Origin of the sequence: Pseudomonas syringae (assembly GCF_023278085.1) — a bacterium.
Classification (GTDB): Bacteria; Pseudomonadota; Gammaproteobacteria; order Pseudomonadales; family Pseudomonadaceae; genus Aquipseudomonas; species Aquipseudomonas syringae_Q.
Genome location: NZ_CP066265.1, coordinates 2,390,886 through 2,409,297 on the forward strand (window position 1 = coordinate 2,390,886; position 18,412 = coordinate 2,409,297).

The 18,412-nt window shown below is 58.9% G+C and carries 21 protein-coding genes; 11 read left to right on the top strand and 10 right to left on the bottom strand.

Annotation, left to right across the window (positions count from 1 at the left end; genetic code table 11):
- From I9H07_RS10720 to I9H07_RS10740, 5 genes are all read right to left on the bottom strand, one after another.
- Entirely contained in the window at positions 1-753 is a 753-nt protein-coding gene (locus tag I9H07_RS10720; protein WP_058824585.1) for a GntR family transcriptional regulator, read from the bottom strand.
- A gap of 205 nt (positions 754-958) precedes the next feature.
- The gene (locus I9H07_RS10725) at positions 959-1,444 is read right to left on the bottom strand and encodes a flavin reductase family protein (RefSeq protein ID WP_024673152.1); all 486 of its coding nucleotides are present in this window, start codon (positions 1,442-1,444) and stop codon (positions 959-961) included.
- Between the two features lie 13 nt (positions 1,445-1,457).
- Entirely contained in the window at positions 1,458-2,939 is a 1,482-nt protein-coding gene (locus I9H07_RS10730) for an aldehyde dehydrogenase (protein ID WP_024673153.1), read from the bottom strand.
- Positions 2,936-3,784, bottom strand: a complete 849-nt coding sequence (locus I9H07_RS10735; protein ID WP_236423300.1) for an alpha/beta fold hydrolase — start codon at positions 3,782-3,784, stop codon at positions 2,936-2,938. Before I9H07_RS10735 ends, I9H07_RS10730 begins: the two co-directional genes overlap by 4 nt.
- 33 nt (positions 3,785-3,817) lie before the next feature.
- Positions 3,818-4,408 (bottom strand): amino acid synthesis family protein, encoded by a 591-nt coding sequence (locus tag I9H07_RS10740; RefSeq protein WP_024673155.1) that lies wholly within the window; start codon positions 4,406-4,408, stop codon positions 3,818-3,820.
- A 269-nt stretch (positions 4,409-4,677) separates the two neighbouring features.
- Here I9H07_RS10740 and I9H07_RS10745 point away from each other — a divergent pair, with 269 nt between their 5' ends.
- From I9H07_RS10745 to I9H07_RS10765, 5 genes are all read left to right on the top strand, one after another.
- Positions 4,678-5,817, top strand: coding sequence for a glutathione-independent formaldehyde dehydrogenase (locus I9H07_RS10745; RefSeq protein ID WP_236423301.1), 1,140 nt, complete (start codon positions 4,678-4,680; stop codon positions 5,815-5,817).
- Positions 5,818-5,901: 84 nt separating this feature from the next.
- Complete coding sequence (locus tag I9H07_RS10750) at positions 5,902-6,762, top strand: SDR family oxidoreductase (protein WP_024673157.1); 861 nt, start codon at positions 5,902-5,904, stop codon at positions 6,760-6,762.
- A 325-nt stretch (positions 6,763-7,087) separates the two neighbouring features.
- The gene (locus I9H07_RS10755) at positions 7,088-7,927 is read left to right on the top strand and encodes a lytic transglycosylase domain-containing protein (RefSeq protein WP_236423306.1); all 840 of its coding nucleotides are present in this window, start codon (positions 7,088-7,090) and stop codon (positions 7,925-7,927) included.
- Positions 7,928-8,097: 170 nt separating this feature from the next.
- Positions 8,098-8,493 carry a low affinity iron permease family protein gene (locus I9H07_RS10760; protein WP_024673159.1) on the top strand — a complete coding sequence of 132 codons (396 nt, stop codon included), beginning with the start codon at positions 8,098-8,100 and terminating at the stop codon, positions 8,491-8,493.
- A gap of 46 nt (positions 8,494-8,539) precedes the next feature.
- Positions 8,540-9,970 carry an NAD-dependent succinate-semialdehyde dehydrogenase gene (locus I9H07_RS10765; RefSeq protein ID WP_024673160.1) on the top strand — a complete coding sequence of 477 codons (1,431 nt, stop codon included), beginning with the start codon at positions 8,540-8,542 and terminating at the stop codon, positions 9,968-9,970.
- 73 nt (positions 9,971-10,043) lie between these two features.
- Here the strand turns inward: I9H07_RS10765 and pbpG are convergent, their stop codons facing one another.
- Entirely contained in the window at positions 10,044-10,985 is a 942-nt protein-coding gene (gene pbpG, locus I9H07_RS10770; RefSeq protein WP_058824581.1) for a D-alanyl-D-alanine endopeptidase, read from the bottom strand.
- Between the two features lie 262 nt (positions 10,986-11,247).
- Here pbpG and I9H07_RS10775 point away from each other — a divergent pair, with 262 nt between their 5' ends.
- Positions 11,248-11,808 carry a hypothetical protein gene (locus I9H07_RS10775; protein ID WP_058392678.1) on the top strand — a complete coding sequence of 187 codons (561 nt, stop codon included), beginning with the start codon at positions 11,248-11,250 and terminating at the stop codon, positions 11,806-11,808.
- A gap of 18 nt (positions 11,809-11,826) precedes the next feature.
- Here the strand turns inward: I9H07_RS10775 and I9H07_RS10780 are convergent, their stop codons facing one another.
- Both I9H07_RS10780 and I9H07_RS10785 read right to left on the bottom strand, forming a co-directional pair.
- The gene (locus tag I9H07_RS10780; protein ID WP_236423302.1) at positions 11,827-12,009 is read right to left on the bottom strand and encodes a hypothetical protein; all 183 of its coding nucleotides are present in this window, start codon (positions 12,007-12,009) and stop codon (positions 11,827-11,829) included.
- Positions 12,010-12,182: 173 nt separating this feature from the next.
- Entirely contained in the window at positions 12,183-12,539 is a 357-nt protein-coding gene (locus I9H07_RS10785) for a hypothetical protein (RefSeq protein WP_024673163.1), read from the bottom strand.
- A 200-nt stretch (positions 12,540-12,739) separates the two neighbouring features.
- Here I9H07_RS10785 and I9H07_RS10790 point away from each other — a divergent pair, with 200 nt between their 5' ends.
- Positions 12,740-13,555 carry a shikimate 5-dehydrogenase gene (locus I9H07_RS10790; RefSeq protein WP_058392680.1) on the top strand — a complete coding sequence of 272 codons (816 nt, stop codon included), beginning with the start codon at positions 12,740-12,742 and terminating at the stop codon, positions 13,553-13,555.
- Positions 13,556-13,597: 42 nt separating this feature from the next.
- Here I9H07_RS10790 and I9H07_RS10795 read toward each other — a convergent pair whose 3' ends face one another.
- Positions 13,598-14,257 (bottom strand): YceH family protein, encoded by a 660-nt coding sequence (locus tag I9H07_RS10795; RefSeq protein WP_058392681.1) that lies wholly within the window; start codon positions 14,255-14,257, stop codon positions 13,598-13,600.
- A gap of 153 nt (positions 14,258-14,410) precedes the next feature.
- On the opposite strand from I9H07_RS10795, the gene I9H07_RS10800 reads away from it, so the two are divergent.
- On the top strand, positions 14,411-14,920 hold the full coding sequence (locus I9H07_RS10800) for a DUF1993 domain-containing protein (protein ID WP_024673166.1): 510 nt from the start codon (positions 14,411-14,413) through the stop codon (positions 14,918-14,920).
- 229 nt (positions 14,921-15,149) lie between these two features.
- Positions 15,150-16,304, top strand: a complete 1,155-nt coding sequence (locus I9H07_RS10805) for an MFS transporter (protein ID WP_058392682.1) — start codon at positions 15,150-15,152, stop codon at positions 16,302-16,304.
- Here the strand turns inward: I9H07_RS10805 and nhaR are convergent.
- On the bottom strand, positions 16,301-17,203 hold the full coding sequence (nhaR, locus tag I9H07_RS10810) for a transcriptional activator NhaR (RefSeq protein WP_236425149.1): 903 nt from the start codon (positions 17,201-17,203) through the stop codon (positions 16,301-16,303). The two genes, I9H07_RS10805 and nhaR, sit on opposite strands and share 4 nt — an antisense overlap.
- A gap of 134 nt (positions 17,204-17,337) precedes the next feature.
- Here nhaR and I9H07_RS10815 point away from each other — a divergent pair, with 134 nt between their 5' ends.
- Together I9H07_RS10815 and I9H07_RS10820 are read left to right on the top strand one after the other, a co-directional pair.
- Positions 17,338-17,580 carry a hypothetical protein gene (locus tag I9H07_RS10815; protein WP_058824577.1) on the top strand — a complete coding sequence of 81 codons (243 nt, stop codon included), beginning with the start codon at positions 17,338-17,340 and terminating at the stop codon, positions 17,578-17,580.
- A 34-nt stretch (positions 17,581-17,614) separates the two neighbouring features.
- Positions 17,615-18,376, top strand: coding sequence for a TerC family protein (locus tag I9H07_RS10820; protein ID WP_024673170.1), 762 nt, complete (start codon positions 17,615-17,617; stop codon positions 18,374-18,376).
- Positions 18,377-18,412: the final 36 nt, after the last annotated feature.

Here is an 18,412-nt window from a genome sequence, read left to right on the forward strand (position 1 = left end):
TCAGCGACCTATACGGGGTTCTTTGAGGGCCACTGGCGCAACGATATCGCGGACTTTCGCGTCGTCATCCTGTTTGGATTTCAGGTATTCCAGTGCCACCCTGGCAGCGTTGCGAACATGGTCGACCGAGGCTTGATGCGCCGCCACCGGGTCACCGCTCTTGATGGCTTCGACGATCAGCTCCATTTCCTTGTTGCTGGCGTCACGGCGGTTTTCCTGGGAAACCGAGGTCGCGCGCAGGTAGCTGATGCGTGCCTGCAACTGACGCAATTGGGTGGCGGCAACATGATTGCCCGAGCCTTCCAGCAGCACATCATAGAAACCCTGCACCGAGTCGATCACCTGCTGCAACTCGCCTTCCTTGAGCGATTGGCGATTCTCTTCCAGCGCCTTTTCCAGCGCACGAATATCCTTGGGCTTGGCGCGCAGGGTGAACAGCTGGACGATCAGGCCCTCCAGCACACAGCGCAGCTCGTAGATATCGCACGCATCGGCGAGGGTAATAATGGCGACACGCGGACCTTTGGCGTCAGCGAATTCCACCAGACCTTCAGACTCCAGATGGCGCAACGCCTCGCGCACCGATGTGCGGCTGACCCCGAGACGATCACACAGATCCCGCTCGACCAGCCGGTCCCCCGGTAACAACTGGAAGTTCATGATTGCGCTGCGCAGTTTGTCCAGCACGATCTCCCGCAGCGTGATCGGGTTGCGATTGACCTTGAAGTTGTCGTCGAGTGGCAGGCGTTTCATCGGGTTTGCTCGGTATTGGGCTGTCAATGTAAGGGGGCTGGCGATGTGAAAAACACGACGGTAGACATGACGGTAGCCAAAGCCTCGCTCATGTCGCCAGCCCGCGAACCTCGCGGGCTGCTGCATGCCCCGGAGGTTTGCATCCGGGTCGCGGCCGAGTTTATCACGCCGACGCCTGCAACCACCAAAACCGCCCGCCGCAGCCTCAGACGATCGGCGCGAGCGCACCCATCTTGCCGCGGTGATAGATCATCGGTGTCACCGGAATCGCAGGCAGAATCAGATTTTTCACCGCGCCGACGATGATCGCGTGATCGCCCCCGTCGTATTCACGCCACAACTCGCATTCGATGATGGCGGTCGCTTTGTCCAGTAGCGGGTTGCCCAGCTCGCTCAACTGCCACTCGATGCCTTTGGTCTTGTCTTTGCCCTTGCTGGCGAACGCGTAGGCCTCGACCTGCTGATCGGCAGACAGCAGGTGAATCGCAAACTTTTTGCTGTCGCGCAGCACCGGGTAGGTGTCGGACGCGTAATTGGGGCAGAACAGCACCAGCGCCGGGTCGATGGACAGCGCACTGAACGCACTGGCGGTGATGCCGACCAGGTTGCCCTCGGGGTCCAGCGTGGTGACAATCGTGACGCCCGAAGGGAATGACGCCATGACTTCTTTGTAGATACTCGGTTCAATCATCGCAGCGGCCTCGTTAACGCATGACAAATGGATCAGGCATGGGCGCCTGCGAAAGGTTGATCCACACCGTTTTCAGTTCGGTGTAGGCCAGCACAGAGTCTATCCCGCTCTCGCGGCCGTAGCCGCTGTTTTTAAAACCGCCGATAGGCGCCATGGCCGATACCGCACGGTACGTGTTGACCCAGATGATCCCGGAGCGGATATCGCGGGCCAGCCGGTGGGCACGGCCCAGGTCGCGGGTCCAGATACCGGCGGCAAGGCCGAACTGGGAGTCGTTGGCGATTGCCAGTGCTTCGGCTTCGTCCTTGAAACGAATCACCGACGCGACCGGGCCGAAGACTTCCTCCTGCATGATCTTCATCGAGTTGTGATCGCACTCGAATAGCGTAGGTTCATAGAACCAGCCCTTGCTGTCCAGTTCAGGACGTTTGCCACCCAGACGCAGGCGTGCGCCTTCAGCCAGTGCGTCGGCCACCAGACCCTCGACCACCGCCAGTTGCTGGGCGGTGGCCATCGGGCCCATTTCAGTGGCTTCATCCTGAGGGTTGCCGATGCGGATTCTGCTGGCGCGTTCGGCCAGGCGTTCGACGAACTCGTCGTAGATTTCGTCCTGCACCAGCAATCGCGAGCCTGAAACACAGCTCTGCCCGGAAGCGGCGTAGATGCCCGCAACGGCGCCATTGATGGCGCTGTCGAGGTCGGCGTCGGCAAAAATGATATTCGGCGACTTGCCGCCCAGCTCCAGTGACAGTTTGGCGAAGTTTTCCGCGCTGCTGCGCACCACATGCCGCGCGGTGGCAGCGCCGCCGGTAAAGGCGATCTTGCGCACCAGCGGATGACGGGTCAGGGCTGCGCCGGTGGTGGGGCCGTAACCGGTGATGACATTGACCACGCCAGGCGGGATGCCAGCCTCCAGGGCCAGGCGTGCCAGCTCCAGAACAGTCGCCGAGGCATGCTCCGAAGGCTTGAGCACGATGGTGTTCCCGGCGGCCAGCGCGGGAGCCAGTTTGATGGCGGTCAGGTACAGCGGGCTGTTCCAGGGAATGATCCCGGCCACCACGCCCATCGGCTCGTGAACGGTGTAGGCAAACAGGTCCGGCTTGTCGAGGGGCAGGGTGCCGCCTTCGAGTTTGTCAGCCAGCCCGGCGGTGTAATGAAAGAACTCTGGCAGGTAGCCGACCTGGCCACGGGTTTCGCGAATCAGCTTGCCGTTGTCGCGGCTTTCCAGTTGCGCCAGTTGCTCCTTGTTCTCGGCGATCAGGTCGCCCAGCTTGCGCAACAGCTTGCCGCGTGCGGTGGCAGTCAGGCCACGCCATGCCGGGCTCTCGAAAGCTTTTTGCGCAGCCTGCACGGCGCGCTCGACATCGGCTTCATCGGCATCGGGCAGTTGCGCCCACGGCTCGGCCAGTGCCGGGTTGAGGCTCTCGAAGGTGTTGCCGGACAGCGCGTCGACCCACTGGCCGTCGATGCACATCTGGAAGCGGGTAAGGCTCATGCAACGGTCCCCTTTATCGAATGGTGGACGGACGCCGATTTGTCCAGACCGATTTTTTCAAAGAACGCCATTAACACCTGATTGACCAGACGCGGCGATTCCACCGGCATCATGTGGCGTTGATCGGGCAGTATGGCGACTTCGGCATCACGAATGCGCAGCGCCAGCTCACGGGCCATTTCCGGGGTTGATCCGGGGTCCAGCTCACCTGTAACGATCAGCGTGGGCACATGAATATCGCCCAGATCGTCGGCGCGGTACATGTCCTGAGTGGCGAATAATTTGTACGTGGTCAGGTAACCCTGCGGGTCATTGCTGGCCAGATTTTGCCGGATGGCCGCGATCTGCGCCGGATTGGCCGCCTGATATTCGCGGCTGAACCAGCGCGAAAGGGCTTCGCCCGCGTTGGCATCCGGGCCATGCTCGGCCGCCTGGCCAGTGCGCGCGATAACGCTGGCACGCTGCTCGGGGCTGCGGTTGAACACGCTGTTAAGGATGATCAACCCGGACAGGTGCTGCGGGAATTGCAGGGCGAATGCGCGTGCAACCAGCCCGCCCATCGAGAAACCGATGACGGCCGCCTTCGGCAGACCGAGGTGTTCCAGCAGCTCGCGCAACTGCTCGGCATAACCCGGCAGACCGGTGTCCGGATCGGGGCGCGGGCTGGCACCATGGCCGAGCATGTCATAGGCAATGACCTGATAATGCGCCGCCAGACCAACGATCTGGCCGCCCCACATTTCTTTATTCAGGCCCACCCCGTGAATCAACACCACGGGGTGACCTTGGCCGGTCGCCAGATAGCTGGTACCCGCCGGGGTGCGTTCAGCGGTGAGCTGAATCATGAATCGCTCCTGCGCAGAAGTGGAGAGGGACGATTACTGGGCCTTTTCGGCGGCCAGTTCTTCCAGATCGATATAGCGGTTACCAATGCGCGGATGCAGGCGTCCGCCGTTGGCTGCACCCAGCACGACGATGATTTCGTCGGCGCGTGGCGCATCTTCAATGTGCATTTCCAGGGTGATGTAGTGCGAACGCAGACCTTCGTCATCCTTGTGCATCATCGGAATCTGAATCGACGTGCCAGGGCCGCCGCGCTTGTTGGTGAAGCTCAGGTAGCTCTTGGCCTTTACCGCTTCGCGATAGTGATTGCCGAAGCGCAGGGTATGAATCACCGCCGAGGCGTGTTCGATTTCGCCGTCTGTACCGACCACTGCAGCTTTGCCGTAAGCCTCGATCCTGTCGGCACCGCCAATGGCGTCGGTGAGGCGCTTGACCATCAGCTCGCCCAGATCCGAGCAGTTGGCGCGAATCTCCGGCTTGAGATCTTCGACAAATCCGCGCCCCAGCCACGGGTTTTTGATCACGACTGCCAGGCCCACCATCGTCACCGGCTTGTCAGTGGCTTTGCCACCTTCGATGAAGGTTTCTTCAGTGTAATTAACGATTTTGCGAATCTCGAAGCTCATGAACGACTCCCGGAACGAGTGTTTTGTATTTCGTCTGATGGTATACCATCAGACCGGCCATGCAAATGCTTATTTGCGAGCCGTACACGCGGGTATCAGCCATTCTGATCAGCCTGAAAGCCGGACGAAGTGTGTACTCCACCTCCGTTGCCCATGACCGCTCGTCAGGTGTGCGGGCAATCGCTTTGAACATGCCAGTTCTCGTTGTGACAGACATTCGGTGAGCCATAAAAAGCTTCATCGAATTTTTAAACTCAGGAGAGCCGAATATGAAAGCGATCGTCTATAGCGGTCCGCGTGACGTCAGTGTCAAGAACGTACCGGATGCAAAAATAGAGAAGCCGACAGACGCTCTGATCAGAGTGACCTCCACCAATATCTGCGGCTCGGACCTGCACATGTACGAAGGTCGTACCTCGTTCGAGACCGGGCGCATCTTTGGCCACGAAAATATGGGCCAGGTGATCGAGGTCGGCGCAGGCGTCGACCGCATCAAAGTGGGTGACTGGGTCTGCCTGCCGTTCAACATCGGTTGTGGTTTCTGCGAAAACTGTGAAAAAGGCCTGACCGGTTATTGCCTGACTGCCAACCCTGGCAGTGCAGGCGCTGCCTATGGTTTTGCCGACATGGGCGACCACGAGGGTGGCCAGGCCGAGCTGCTGCGTGTGCCTTATGCCGACTTCAACTGCCTGCTGTTGCCCGAAGATGCGTCCGAGCGCGAAGACGACTACGTCATGCTCTCGGATATCTTCCCGACCGGCTGGCACGCCACCGAGCTGGCGGGTCTGCTGCCGGGTGAGAGCGTTGCGATTTACGGCGCTGGCCCGGTTGGCCTGATGGCGGCGCATTCGGCAATGATCAAGGGCGCTTCGCAAGTGTTCGTGGTCGATAACCATCCGGACCGTCTGGCGCTCGCCGCGAAGATGGGCGCGACGCCGATCAACTCGCTGGAGCAGGGCGCAGTGGATCAGATTCTCAACCTGACCAATGGCAAGGGCACCGACCGTGGCTGCGAATGCGTCGGTTATCAGTGCTGCGACCGACATGGTCACGAGGCCAACCACGTCACCATGAACAACCTCGTGGCGTCGACCAAGGCGACTGGCGGGATTGGTGTCGTAGGCGTCTTCGTGCCACAGGATCCGGGCGCCCATAACGACCTGGCGAAGGAAGGCAAGATGGCCTTCGACTTCGGTTCGTTCTGGTTCAAGGGCCAGCAGATCCGCACCGGCCAGGCCAACGTCAAGGCTTATAACCGTCGACTGGCCGAGTTGATTCATCACGACCGTGCCAAGCCGTCGCAGATCATTTCCCATCGCCTGAAGCTGGAAGAAGGCCCGGTGGCCTACCAGCATTTCGATGCGCGCGATGATGGCTGGACCAAAGTGGTACTCAAGCCTGGCGCCTGATTGTCGTAACCCGCAATAACTCCCTTGTCGTGTCCGGCCAGTGCCACCGACAAGGGTTGTTACCGTTCAAGGAGATGTATCCAGATGAATGAAGAATACCCAAAGCCACCGTTTGCCAGTCAGCCGCAACAGGTTCCGGGCTTGCAAGGCAAGATGGACCCTTATCCGGACTGTGGTGAAAAGAGCTACAAAGGCTCGGGCCGCCTGAAAGACAAGATCGCACTGATCACCGGCGCTGACAGCGGTATTGGCCGCGCCGTAGCGATTGCCTTTGCACGGGAAGGTGCGCAGGTCGCGATCTCGTATCTGAACGAGCACGAAGACGCTGAAGAAACCAAACGCTGGGTTGAAGAAGCGGGTAGAAAGTGCCTGCTGTTGCCGGGCGATCTGGCGCAGAAGCAACAATGCGAAGACATCGTCAGCAAGACGGTCGCCGAATTTGGCCGCATCGACGTGCTGGTCAACAACGCTGCGTTCCAGATGAACCATGAAACGCTGGAAGAAATCTCCGACGAAGAGTGGGTCAAGACCTTCGATATCAACATCACTGCGATGTTTCGGATCTGCAAGGCTGCCGTTCCGCACATGCCGAGGGGCGGCTCGATCATCAACACCAGTTCGGTCAATTCGGACATGCCCAAGCCGACGCTGCTGGCTTACGCGACCACCAAGGGCGCGATTGCCAACTTCACCGGTGGCCTGGCGCAGTTGCTGGGCGAGAAGGGCATCCGCGTGAACAGCGTGGCGCCCGGCCCGATCTGGACGCCGCTGATTCCTGCGACCATGACCGATGAAGACGTGAAAAGCTTCGGCAGCGAGACCCCGCTGGGTCGTCCCGGCCAGCCCGTCGAAGTGTCGCCGATTTATGTATTGCTGGCCTCTGACGAAGCCAGTTACATCTCCGGTTCGCGTTACGGCGTGACGGGCGGCAAGCCGATTCTGTAAAAGCACAGAAAGCTTGCGCAGTTGAAACGGTGCCTTGATGGGCACCGTTTTTTTTCATCCTCATGACTGGCCCGCCAGTACGTGGGAACCGGGTCGGGTATTGAACCACTCAGTTGTGATTCTTTTATCCCGATCATGCCTGAGCCGCGATAGGGCAGTTTGTCAGGTGTACTGGTTCTGAGTGAGGTAACTGATTATGACGATGAGTGTTACGCCGATTCGTAACTCAAACTCCCTGCCGCTCGATTTTTCCTCGCTGAGCGGAAAAAATGGCCAACCCAACGGGCTTGGCGAGGGAGGCCATTCGACCATCGACCCGAGCACGTTGTTATTTGGCAATCAAGGGCAGACACAGGTCAATTTTGCACCGCCCGACAGCGCTGATTCATCAACGAGCGGTGTGGGTGCCGCGTCGGGCAATAGCGCATCTGGCCTGGTCGAGCAGATCATGAGCCTGCTGAAACAGTTGATGCAGATGCTCACGCAAAACAAGGACGCTTCCGGCAATGCGCAGACGGATCCGTCGACGCAAAGTGCTGGCGGTAGCGACAACCCGGGTGGCGGCGGCGGAGGCTCTGTTGGAAGTGGCGGTGGCGACCCGGCGTCATATGCTGGCAATGGCGGTCTGGGGGATGCGGGCAGTACACCGACCACTAGTGCGGCCGATGGCGCGTCTTCAGACACGTCGCTCAGCGGTAGCGGTGGGCTGCATCTGCCGCAGCAGCTTGAGAAATACCGTGGGGATATCATGGACGCCGCCAAGGCCACTGGCGTGCCACCCAGCGTGATCGCCGGGCAGATATGGGCCGAATCACGTGGACAGTTGAATGCGGCCACCACCAACGTAAACGGCAAGGCCGATGCGGGCCTGATGCAGGTCAACGCAGACACGTTCAAGTCATTGCAGCAACAAAATCCTGGCTTACTGGGCAATGACGTTAACGATCCGCACACCAACATCATGGCGGGCGCGCTTTACCTGCGTGACCAGAACAAGGAGTTCGGCGACATGGGCGCGGCACTGCGCGCCTACAACTCCGGGCCTGACAAGGTCAATAAAGCTGACCTCAGCGACACGGGAGGCGTGGGTGGCTCCAGCTACCCGGCAGACGTGTTGAATTTCGCGAAAATCATCGAAAGCGGCCAAGGCAATTTGCCCGCGTGATGTGGCGGGTGTACGGCTCGCGCAACGCGGGCCGTATCTTTAAGCAGTTCAGCACTGCGCATCTTCTGATCAAGCAAAGCTGTCGGTCGCCTGAACGGGTCGGCTGACAAGAGGAAATTTCAAAGCCTCACCGGTGTCCATTCAAGACTCCCGTGTTCAGGCAGCCATTCATGACCTTTTCCAGATTCTCGCAGTCCCTTTCGAAATGGGCGGGCAGCCCCGCCACATTTGCTTCGGCGGTAGTGCTGATTTGCCTGTGGGCGTTTACCGGCCCATGGTTTCACTACAACGATACCTGGCAGCTGATCATCAACACCTCGACTACCATCATTACCTTCCTTATGGTGTTCCTGATCCAGAACACGCAGAACCGTGACAATGATGTCCTGCACCTGAAAATCGACGAGCTGTTGCGCGTGACCAAGGATGCGCAGAACTCATTGCTGAACCTCGACGGCCTCACGCAGAAAGACCTTAGGGCCCTGCGCAAGAAATATGAGGCCATGGGCGGCGAGCATGATCTCGACGCACCTTTGCCGCTGTTGGAAGCTGATCAAAGGGCGTGACCGGTTAGCTACTTCGTTTTCTTTCTACTACTTATGGAGATTTTTCATGTATCCAGACGTACAGCTTTATATCGATGGTCAATGGCGCGCGAGCCGCGATGGCCGGTCCATCCCCGTCATGGATCCTGCCACCGGCGAGTCGCTGGGCAGCGTGGCGCATGCCGGCATCGCCGATCTTGACGAGGCACTCGCGGCCGCCGAGCGTGGCTTTACCACCTGGCGTAACACGTCGGCCTACGACCGTTACAAGATCATGCAAAAGGCTGCAAACCTGGTTCGCGAGCGTGCCGACAGCATTGCCCGGATCATGACGCAAGAGCAGGGCAAGCCCCTTGCCGAAGCCCGCATGGAAACCCTGTCGGCGGCCGATGTCATCGACTGGCTGGCCGAAGAGGGGCGTCGCACCTATGGCCGTCTCGTGCCATCGCGTAACGTGTCCATCGAGCAGAAGGTCATCAAGGAGCCGGTCGGTCCGGTGGCGGCGTTCACACCGTGGAACTTCCCGATCAATCAGGTGGTGCGCAAGCTGTCATCGGCACTCGCCGCCGGTTGTTCGATCATCGTCAAGGCACCGGAAGAGACGCCTGCGTCGCCTGCCGAACTGATCCGCGCATTCGCCGATGCGGGCGTTCCTGCGGGCGTCATCGGGCTGGTGTACGGGGACCCGGCAGAAATCTCTGGCTACCTGATCCCGCATCCGGTCATTCGCAAAGTGACCTTTACCGGTTCCACTCCGGTAGGCAAACAACTGGCCGCGCTGGCCGGGCAGCATATGAAGCGCGCGACCATGGAACTGGGCGGCCACGCGCCGGCACTGGTGTTCGATGACGCTGATATCGATCTGGCTGCGCGGGTGCTGGCCACTGCCAAGTTCCGCAATGCCGGGCAGGTCTGCGTATCGCCGACGCGAATTCTGGTGCAGCGCAAGGTGCTGGACGCGTTCACCGAGAAATTTGTCGGGCTGACCCGTGAAATCAAGGTTGGCAACGGTCTGGAAGCGGGCACGACCATGGGGCCGGTGGCCAATGATCGACGCATTCCTGCGCTGGTCGACCTGATTGAAGAGGCGCTAGGCGCCGGCGCAACGCTGTCAGCCGGCGGCAAGGCGCTGGAGGGGGCGGGTTACTTCTTTGAACCCACCGTGTTGAGTGGCCTGACGCCTGCCATGCGCATCATGAACGAAGAACCCTTTGGTCCGGTCGCGCTGCTGGTGCCGTTCGACACCGTGGAAGAGGCCATTGCCGAATCCAATCGCGTGCCATTCGGGCTGGCGTCCTACGCGTTTACCACCTCAATGAAGACCGCTCAGGCACTGAGCACCTACCTTGAGGCCGGCATGCTGTCGATCAACCATCAGGGCATCGGCTTGCCGGAAGTGCCGTTCGGCGGGATCAAGGATTCCGGCTACGGCTCCGAGGGCGGCACCGAGGCCATCGAGGCCTACCTGAACACCAAGCTGGTGACGCAGTACAACTGAGCGCTGGTCGACTAAATGAAAACGGTCGCGATGTGTAAGCATCGCGACCGTTTTTCCTTATGAAGCGGGGTGATCAGTCCTTGGCCTGAATGCCCGTCTGCTTCATGACCAGGTTCTTCTCTTTCTTGTATTGCAGCGCGACTTCCGGTGCCGGACCGCTCTGGCCGGTTTCCATCCACTTGCGGATACGGCTGGCGTCGGCGAAGTGGGTGTATTTGCCGAAAGCATCGAGAATCACCACAGACACCGGGCGGTTGGCCATGGTCGTCAGCAGCACCAGGCAGTGACCGGCCTGGTTGGTGAAGCCGGTCTTGGTCAGTTTGATGTCCCAGTTGTCCTTGCGCACCAGGTGGTCGGTGTTGCTGAAGCCGAGGACGTAGGTCGGTTTGCGGAACGTGACCGTTTTCTGCTCGGTGGTGCTCAGCTCACTGAGCATCGGGTATTTGCGTGCCGCCATGACCAGCTTGGTCAGGTCACGTGCGGTCGAGACGTTGTACACCGACAGGCCGGTGGGCTCGACATACGCCGTGTGTTTCATGCCCAGCGCCTTGGCCTTGGCATTCATGGCCAGGATGAACGCCGGATAGCCGCCCGGATAACTGTGCGCCAGACTGGCAGCAGCGCGGTTTTCCGAAGACATCAGGGTGATCAGCAGCATGTCCCGGCGGTTCATTTCGCTGCCGAGCTTGACGCGTGAAAACACGCCTTTCATTTCCGGCGTCTGGGAAATATTGACCGGAATGACTTCATCCATCGATTGCTTGGCATCAAGCACGACCATGGCGGTCATCAGTTTGGTCACCGAGGCAATCGGTACGATGACATCCGGGTTACTGGAGTACAGCACTTTGTCAGTTTGCAAATCGATCACCATCGCGCTGCCGGAGGCGAGGTGCAGGTTGGAAGGATCACGGTTGAGAACAGCAGATTCATTGGCAAACGTGGTGGTGGAAAATACCGGACCTGTAAGTACACATAATAGGCCCAAAACAGACAGACGAATTTTCAAGAGCAAGGCTCACTCGATAAAGTGTGGTAATGGAAGGGATCGCGTCAAAACGCTGCATTTTATGAGCAGACTTTGATGTATGTCGATGGGGGGTGTAGGGCGATTCATCAATAAATGCAGGAATCGGGATTCCGTTAAGTTGCCGTTAAGTGGTTCTCTGCGTGCGGCGTTGTCTAAAACGGCGTGAAAACTGAATATTCATGGTGCAAGAGGCCCGCACCGATTAGCATTCCATGCCATTCAGGTTCGCGATTCAAGGAGTCATGCAATGCTCAAGGGGTTTATCGGCAAGGACTACCTGATACTGGTAATCGTTGCTTCGCTGGTGGTAGTGCTATTGCTGGGTGCAGGATTTACGTCGCGTCCGTCAGACTGGGCCGGCTGGATGCAGGCGATGGGCCTGATCGTGGGATTGATGGTTGCCGTGGCGGTCCCGGCCATTCAGCGCAAGCAGGACGCCGCGCTGGCGCACAAGCAGTTGCGTGATCGCGAAGTGGGCTATGCCCGGCGCATGCAATATCTGTGTGGGGAATTAAGCGAATTGCAGGGCCGGATCAGCCTGAACCTGACGCATTTGCGTGCCAGTGACCGGCACAGTCTGAAATACACTCTGCAGGATTACCTGCATCGGCTGTTCGAGTCCCATAAGCAGGACCTGAACGATGACCGCGTGGTGCTGGCGCATGAATTACGGCAGGTGGCCAATGACCTGATCGACGAACTCGACAGCGGCCGCACCGACCGCGTGGTGTTCATGGCGCTGGAGAAGCGCCTGCAGAAACTGGCTCACCGCTGCCAGGTCAACGCGGCGATGGCCGAGCGTATCTGAGTGATGGCAGCGAATGGATCAGCTGTTGAGCGGTTGGCTCTGCAATTGCCGGGAAAGCTCTTCGGCTACTGGCAATGATGCGAGCGGGCCACTGACCGGTTCGCCGTCCTGAATCAGATACCAGCAGGCCAGCAGACCTTTCGCTCTGAGCGTGGCGGGAACTGCGCTGCCGACGACGGACATGATATTCACTTTGGTCATAACTGCCTCCTCAAGCCATGGCGCTACTGTAGGGGGCAATCGATCACGACAGAAATCGACGCTCTCAATAGTGGTCATTGATAACAACAAGGGTCGGCTGCATTGCGCGAGCAGGCGATGTTATGCGCACGCCCATTAAAAAACCCGCCTGAGGAGGCGGGTTTTTCGTTCCGTTACCAGCGGCCGCGTGGCGGGCCGTAGTAATAGCCAGGGCCTGGAGGCGGGCCATAGCGATGGTAGTAACCGGGTGGTGGAGGCGGCGGGTAGCGCTCGACAACCTGATACACCGGAGCCGGTTGGTAATAGACCGGCGGTGGTGCGTAATAAACCGGCTGCTGCTGCACATAAACCGGCTCGCGTTCTACATAGACCGTTCTGTCACGGCCTGAAGATACCGCCGCCCCGATAACCGCAGCGCCTACGATAGCACCCACCACGGCAGGGCCACCCCAGCCACGGTCAGCATTCGCCTGGCCGGCAAGGGCCAAGGCACCTACAAACAAGGCAATTTTGGGGATTTGACGAATCATGACTGTTCCTCGCTCTCAACCCGTTGTCGCGCGCCTGCATCACTCTCAAGCACTGCCACGGGATAACACTATGACATCGAAATTGTAAGAATCTGCGAAAGCGCTGAGTAAATTTTATGTAAGGTGCGTTCCCGCATTCGTTACGGCATAGCTTACGCTGTTGGCGAAGCGTCAAGCCATTACCGTCTGGAGGAAACTGCATGTCCATCACCGCCAACCGGGACACGTTGTTATGCATGTCCATGGCCGCACGTCCGGGCAACTTCGGGGTGCGTTTTCATAATCATCTTTACCAGCAGTTGGGCCTCAACTTCTATTACAAGACATTTTCGCCGACTGACCTTGCCGCTGCGGTGGCCGGCATCCGTGCGCTGGGGATTCGCGGCAGTGCGGTGTCGATGCCCTTCAAGGAAGCCTGCATTGAACTGGTGGATGAACTGGATGCATCGGCGGCCGCTATCCAGTCGATCAATACCATCGTCAACACTGATGGCCATCTAAAGGCCTTCAATACGGACTACATTGCCGTGGCGCAGTTGATGGACAGTCATGCGGTACCACGCAGCGCGTTTGCCCTGCGCGGCAGCGGCGGCATGGCCAAGGCGGTTGCATTTGCGCTGCGTGATGCCGGCTTTACAGACGGTCTGATCGTGGCCCGCAACCAGCAGGCCGGACAACGTCTGGCCGAGGCGTGCGGGTTTCGCTGGCAGGCGGAACTTGGAACTGCGCGGCCACCTTTGCTGGTCAATGTCACGCCGTTGGGCATGCAAGGTGCGCAGGCTGATGAGCTGGCGTTTGATGTACCGGCCATCGAGGCTGCCGATACTGTTTTCGACGTTGTGGCGACGCCTGCTGAAACGCCGCTGGTTCAGGCCGCACGTCGCCTGGGCAAGCGCATCGTGAGCGGTGATGAAGTGGCCGCCATTCAGGCGCTTGAGCAGTTTGTGCTTTATACCGGCGTGCGCCCGACCGATGAGCAGTACCAGCAGGCAGCGGCCTTTGCCAGAGCCGGATAGCGCTGCTCTGCTCGTCGATCAGGGCGAGCAGGGCAATGCTGTTCACTCCAGCCTGGCGAGACGCTCTTCAAGTGCGGCAACACGCGCTTCCAGTTCATCGATGCGACTGGCTGCCGGATGCGCTGCGCCACGTTCCGGCTGTTGCTGACGGGCTTCCAGAAGCGCTTGCATGTCTTGCGGATCACCGAGCAGGTGCATGTAGCGATCTTCCCGCTGGCCGGACTGACGCGGCACCAGGGTTGCCAACCCTCGGCTGATCAGGCGTTCCAGTTGATGGACAATCTGCTCGCTGTCCTCGAAATCGTGCATGCGATTGCTGCGGGTCAGCAGTTCACTGACGGTTTGCGGACCTCGTAGCAACAGCAGGCCGGTGAGGATCACTTGTGCAGGGACCAGCTCAAGACCTTTGTCGACCTTGTGCTCCCAGCGATCGGCACGACTGCCCATCACCAGCCGCGTCAGGCCGCGGCCTTCCAGTGCACGCAGGCTTTGACCGACCTGGCCTTGGGTCAGGTTCATGACCGGATCACGACTGGTCTTCTGGTTGCAGGCAATGACCAGCGCATTGAGGGTCAGCGGGTAGGTCTCCGGATTGGTCGCCTGCTTCTCGATCAGGCAGCCAAGAATGCGGATTTCCGTGCTGTTGAGCTGTAATGTCTCGGTGTTTGCGGGCGATTCGCTGGGTGAGTCTTCGGTAGACATGACGCTTCCCTGAGTGATGGCGGTGGATCAGCGTAGGGCGTGTCAGTCATTAATGCCAGCGGCCACTGCGCTGATCTGCGCATTGAATGAAAAGTGTCACGGTGTTTCGCAGCAGGCGGTCTATAATTGCGCCTTTCTCACTCAGGATACGTCATGTCTATCTCCCTGTACGCCGCCTCCATTCCTGTCTTTCAGCAAATGCTCAACGCACTGAGCGATGTGCTGACCAAGGCTGAAACCTACGCGACCGAGAAGAAAATCCAGCCTCCTGCCTTGCTCCAGGCTCGCCTGTTTCCGGACATGTTGCCGTTTACCCGGCAGGTGCAGATCGCCGTCGATTTCGCCAAAGGGGCATCGGCTCGTCTGGCGGGCGTCGAGATCCCGCAATACGAAGACACCGAAACTACTTTCGAAGAGTTGCAGGCATTGCTGGCCAAGACCCTTGCGTTCATCGGCAGCATCACGCCCGAGCAGGTAGATGGCAAAGAAGGCATCGAGATTGTCCTGCGCCCTGGCACTGAAAAAGAAAAACGCCTGAACGGGCAGGCTTACCTGCTCAGCTACGCCTTGCCGCAGTTCTTCTTCCACGTCACCACCGCCTACGACCTGCTGCGCCACAACGGCGTGGAAATCGGCAAGCGTGATTTCATGGGCAAGTTTTAAAGATTTCGGTCCGGAAAACGTGGCTTAAACCCTATTCACTCTCGTTCCCACGCTCCGCGTGGGAATGCATTTCTGGACGCTCTGCGTCCGACTTTAAAGGTGTGGTGCGGCGTGGATTCGTGACGCAGAGCGTCACGAAATGCATGCCAACGCGGAGCATCGGCACGAGAACCGGTCAGCTTCGCAGGCCGCGCTGTCGTGACGGCCGTATCATTGTTCTGGAGTATCCATGTTGTTGCCCATCCTTCTGTTGTCGGCTGCCGGTTTCACCGTGCTGACCACAGAATTCGTCATTGTCGGACTTTTGCCTGCTGTCGCCCGTGACCTGCATGTCACGGTTTCCCAGGCAGGTCTGCTGGTGACCCTGTTCGCTTTCACCGTCGCCGCTTTCGGTCCTTTCCTGACCGCGTACTTTTCGCGCTTCGAGCGCAAGCGTCTGTTTATCAGCATTCTCATCCTGTTCGGATTTTCCAATGCTCTGGCGGCGCTGGCCCCCAATATCGCCATCATGGGTATTGCGCGCTTGATCCCCGCACTGGGTTTGCCGGTGTTCTGGGCGCTGGCCAGCGAAACAGCGGTGGATATCGCCGGGCCGGAGTTTGCCGGGCGGGCGATTGCCAGAATCGGTTTCGGCATCGTCTGCGCCACGGTGTTCGGCATTCCCGTCGGCACGCTGATCTCCGATGCGTTCGGCTGGCGTAGTGCTTTTGCGGCACTGGCCGTGCTGGCGCTCGCCAAGGCGCTGTTGCTGGCGGTTTACCTGCCGAAAACGGCGGCGAAGAAGAACCCTGTGTCCATCCTCAAGCAATTCGGCATTTTGCGCAGCCCGATGATGCAGGGGCATGTGCTGCTCTCGGTTCTGGTGTTCAGCGGGATGTTCACGGCCTACACCTACCTGGCGGACATGCTGGAGCGCCTGGCCGGTTTCGATGGCAATCTGGTCGGCTGGTGCCTGATGGGCTTTGGCGCGGTCGGCCTGCTTGGCAACTCGCTGGGCGGGCGCATGGTAGACCGTCATCCACTGATCGCCAGCCTGGTGTTCTCCGCGTTCATGGTGGTCGGCATGGTGGCGGTGGTGCCGAGCATTCATTCGGTGGTTGCGCTGGCGCTCGCCCTGGCGGTGTGGGGCATTACCCAGGCAGCGCTGTTTCTGGTAAGTCACGTACGTTTGATCAAAGCCGCACCCGAAGCGCCAGCGTTCGGCGCATCGCTGAACATCGCGGGGGCGAATCTGGGCATCGGTATCGGCGCCGTCATCGGTGGCAGGGTGATTGATCATCTGGGGCTGGGTAACGTCGGTTTCGCCGCGGCCGGAATCATCCTGCTGGCGATCCTGCTGGCGTTGTGGCTGATCAAACGTGACCCCGGGCCGCTCGCCGCCTAAACGGTGTCGGTGAACAACTGGTTTCGAGCACTGTCGGCGATGGCGACCACGCCGGGGTGTTTGACCTTGCGCTCCACGGTGATGGCGTAGAACGACTCTGTCACCGCGTCGGTCTGGCCGATGAGCTGCACGTCGTACTGGCTCTGCACTTCATCGGCGATCACGCTGGGCGCGACGAAGATGCCGCTGCCGGATTTGCCGAAGGCCTTCATCAACGCGCTGTCGTCGAACTCGCCGATGATGCGTGGCTGGATTTTCTGTTCGGCGAACCAGCGCATGAGCCTGCCACGAACCACCGTTTCCGGCCCTGGAATCAACAGCGGCGCGCCATGCAGACAGTTTGGGAAGTCCGCTCCCACACGTTCGGCCACCTCGCGGGTGGCGAAAAAACTGACCCCGCACTCACCCAGCTTGTGACTATGGCCCTTGATATCCAGGTGTGGCGGCATCGGGCTGTCCGAGATCACCAGGTCCAGACGCTGGACGGCCAGGTCTGCGAGCAGCCGTTCCAGTTTGTCTTCCCGACAGGTAATCCGGATGGATTCCTGCAGATTCATGGTTGGTGAAATCAATCGATACACAATTGATTTAGGCACCACGTCCGCCACGCCGATACGAAACAGCAGTTGTTGTTCGTCAGGCTGTGAACGCAGCAGGTTTTCCAGCTCGTTGCCCAGTTGAAACATCTGCTCCGCGTAGGGCAGGGCCATGCGACCTGCTTCGGTCATTTCCAGTTGCCGCCCCACGCGCTGGAACAAGTCCACGCCCAGCGAGGTTTCCAGCAGGCTGATCTGCCCGCTGACGGTCTGGGCCGTCAGGTTCAGCTGCTCGCACGCGCGCACGATACTGCCGGTTTTGGCCACGACCCAGAAATAATGTAACTGCCGGTAATTGAGCATGGGTTTTTACCGATTCGTAAAAACCGAAGTATACGCATTATAAAATCGAATTTTCCTGATGTTTCAAAATGTATAGAGTCCTTGCCAACGCCGGTCCTTACGGAACATCTGGCCTTGAACATCGAGAGAAACCCATGAAAACATCCATTTACGCGGTACTGCTGAGCGGCTCGCTACTGGTAATGGCAGGATGCGATCAGATAGAGTCGTCCGGCAAACGAGCGCTTGATGCCGCCGCAGACACTGCAAAGCAGACAATTGAAGAAACACATCAGGCGGCCAACAAAGCGCTGGATGAGGCCAAACAGGAACTTTCCATTCTTGAGACGCCACCAAACAAGGCTGAAACCGAAAGCAAGTCCGACAAAGAAATCTAACGCATAACTATTGGCTCAGGCGGGGCAGTGATCTATGGAATACCTTTTGGAACTCGCGACAAGTCCGGCAGCCTGGATTGCCTTGGCGACGTTGGTGGTGATGGAAGTGGTGTTGGGTATCGATAACCTGATCTTTATCTCGATCATTACCAACAAGCTCCCGGAAAATCAGCGGGAAAAAGCCCGCAAACTGGGTATCGGCATGGCGCTGGTCATGCGCCTGGGCCTGCTCAGCACCGTAGCTTATATCGTGCAACTGACTGAGCCTGTGTTCGAAGTGTTTGGTCAGGCGTTCTCATGGAAAGACATGATCCTGATCGCTGGTGGTCTGTTCCTGGTCTGGAAAGCGACCACGGAAATTCACCACAGCATGGACGTCAAGACTGACGAAGAGAAAGCCCTGGGTTCGGTGGTGGCGCTGAGCATGAGCGCAGCTATCGTGCAGATCCTGATGCTGGACCTGGTGTTCTCCATCGACAGTATCATCACTGCCGTGGGCATGACCGAGCACTTGCCGATCATGATCATCGCTGTGGTAAGTGCAGTGGTAGTAATGCTGGTCGCTGCCAACCCGCTGGCCAAGTTCATCAACGACAACCCTACGGTGGTCATGCTGGCACTGGGTTTCCTGATCATGATCGGTATGACGCTGATCGCCGAAGGCTTTGGCGCCCATGTTCCTAAAGGCTACATCTACGCAGCCATGACGTTCTCGGCTGCCATTGAAGGCCTGAACATGCTGGTACGCAGGGCACGCCGCAGAAAGGCCGCTGCCGCGAAGCTGTCAACGAACTGATAACAGGCCAGATGTAAAAAACGGTCGACCCAGGCA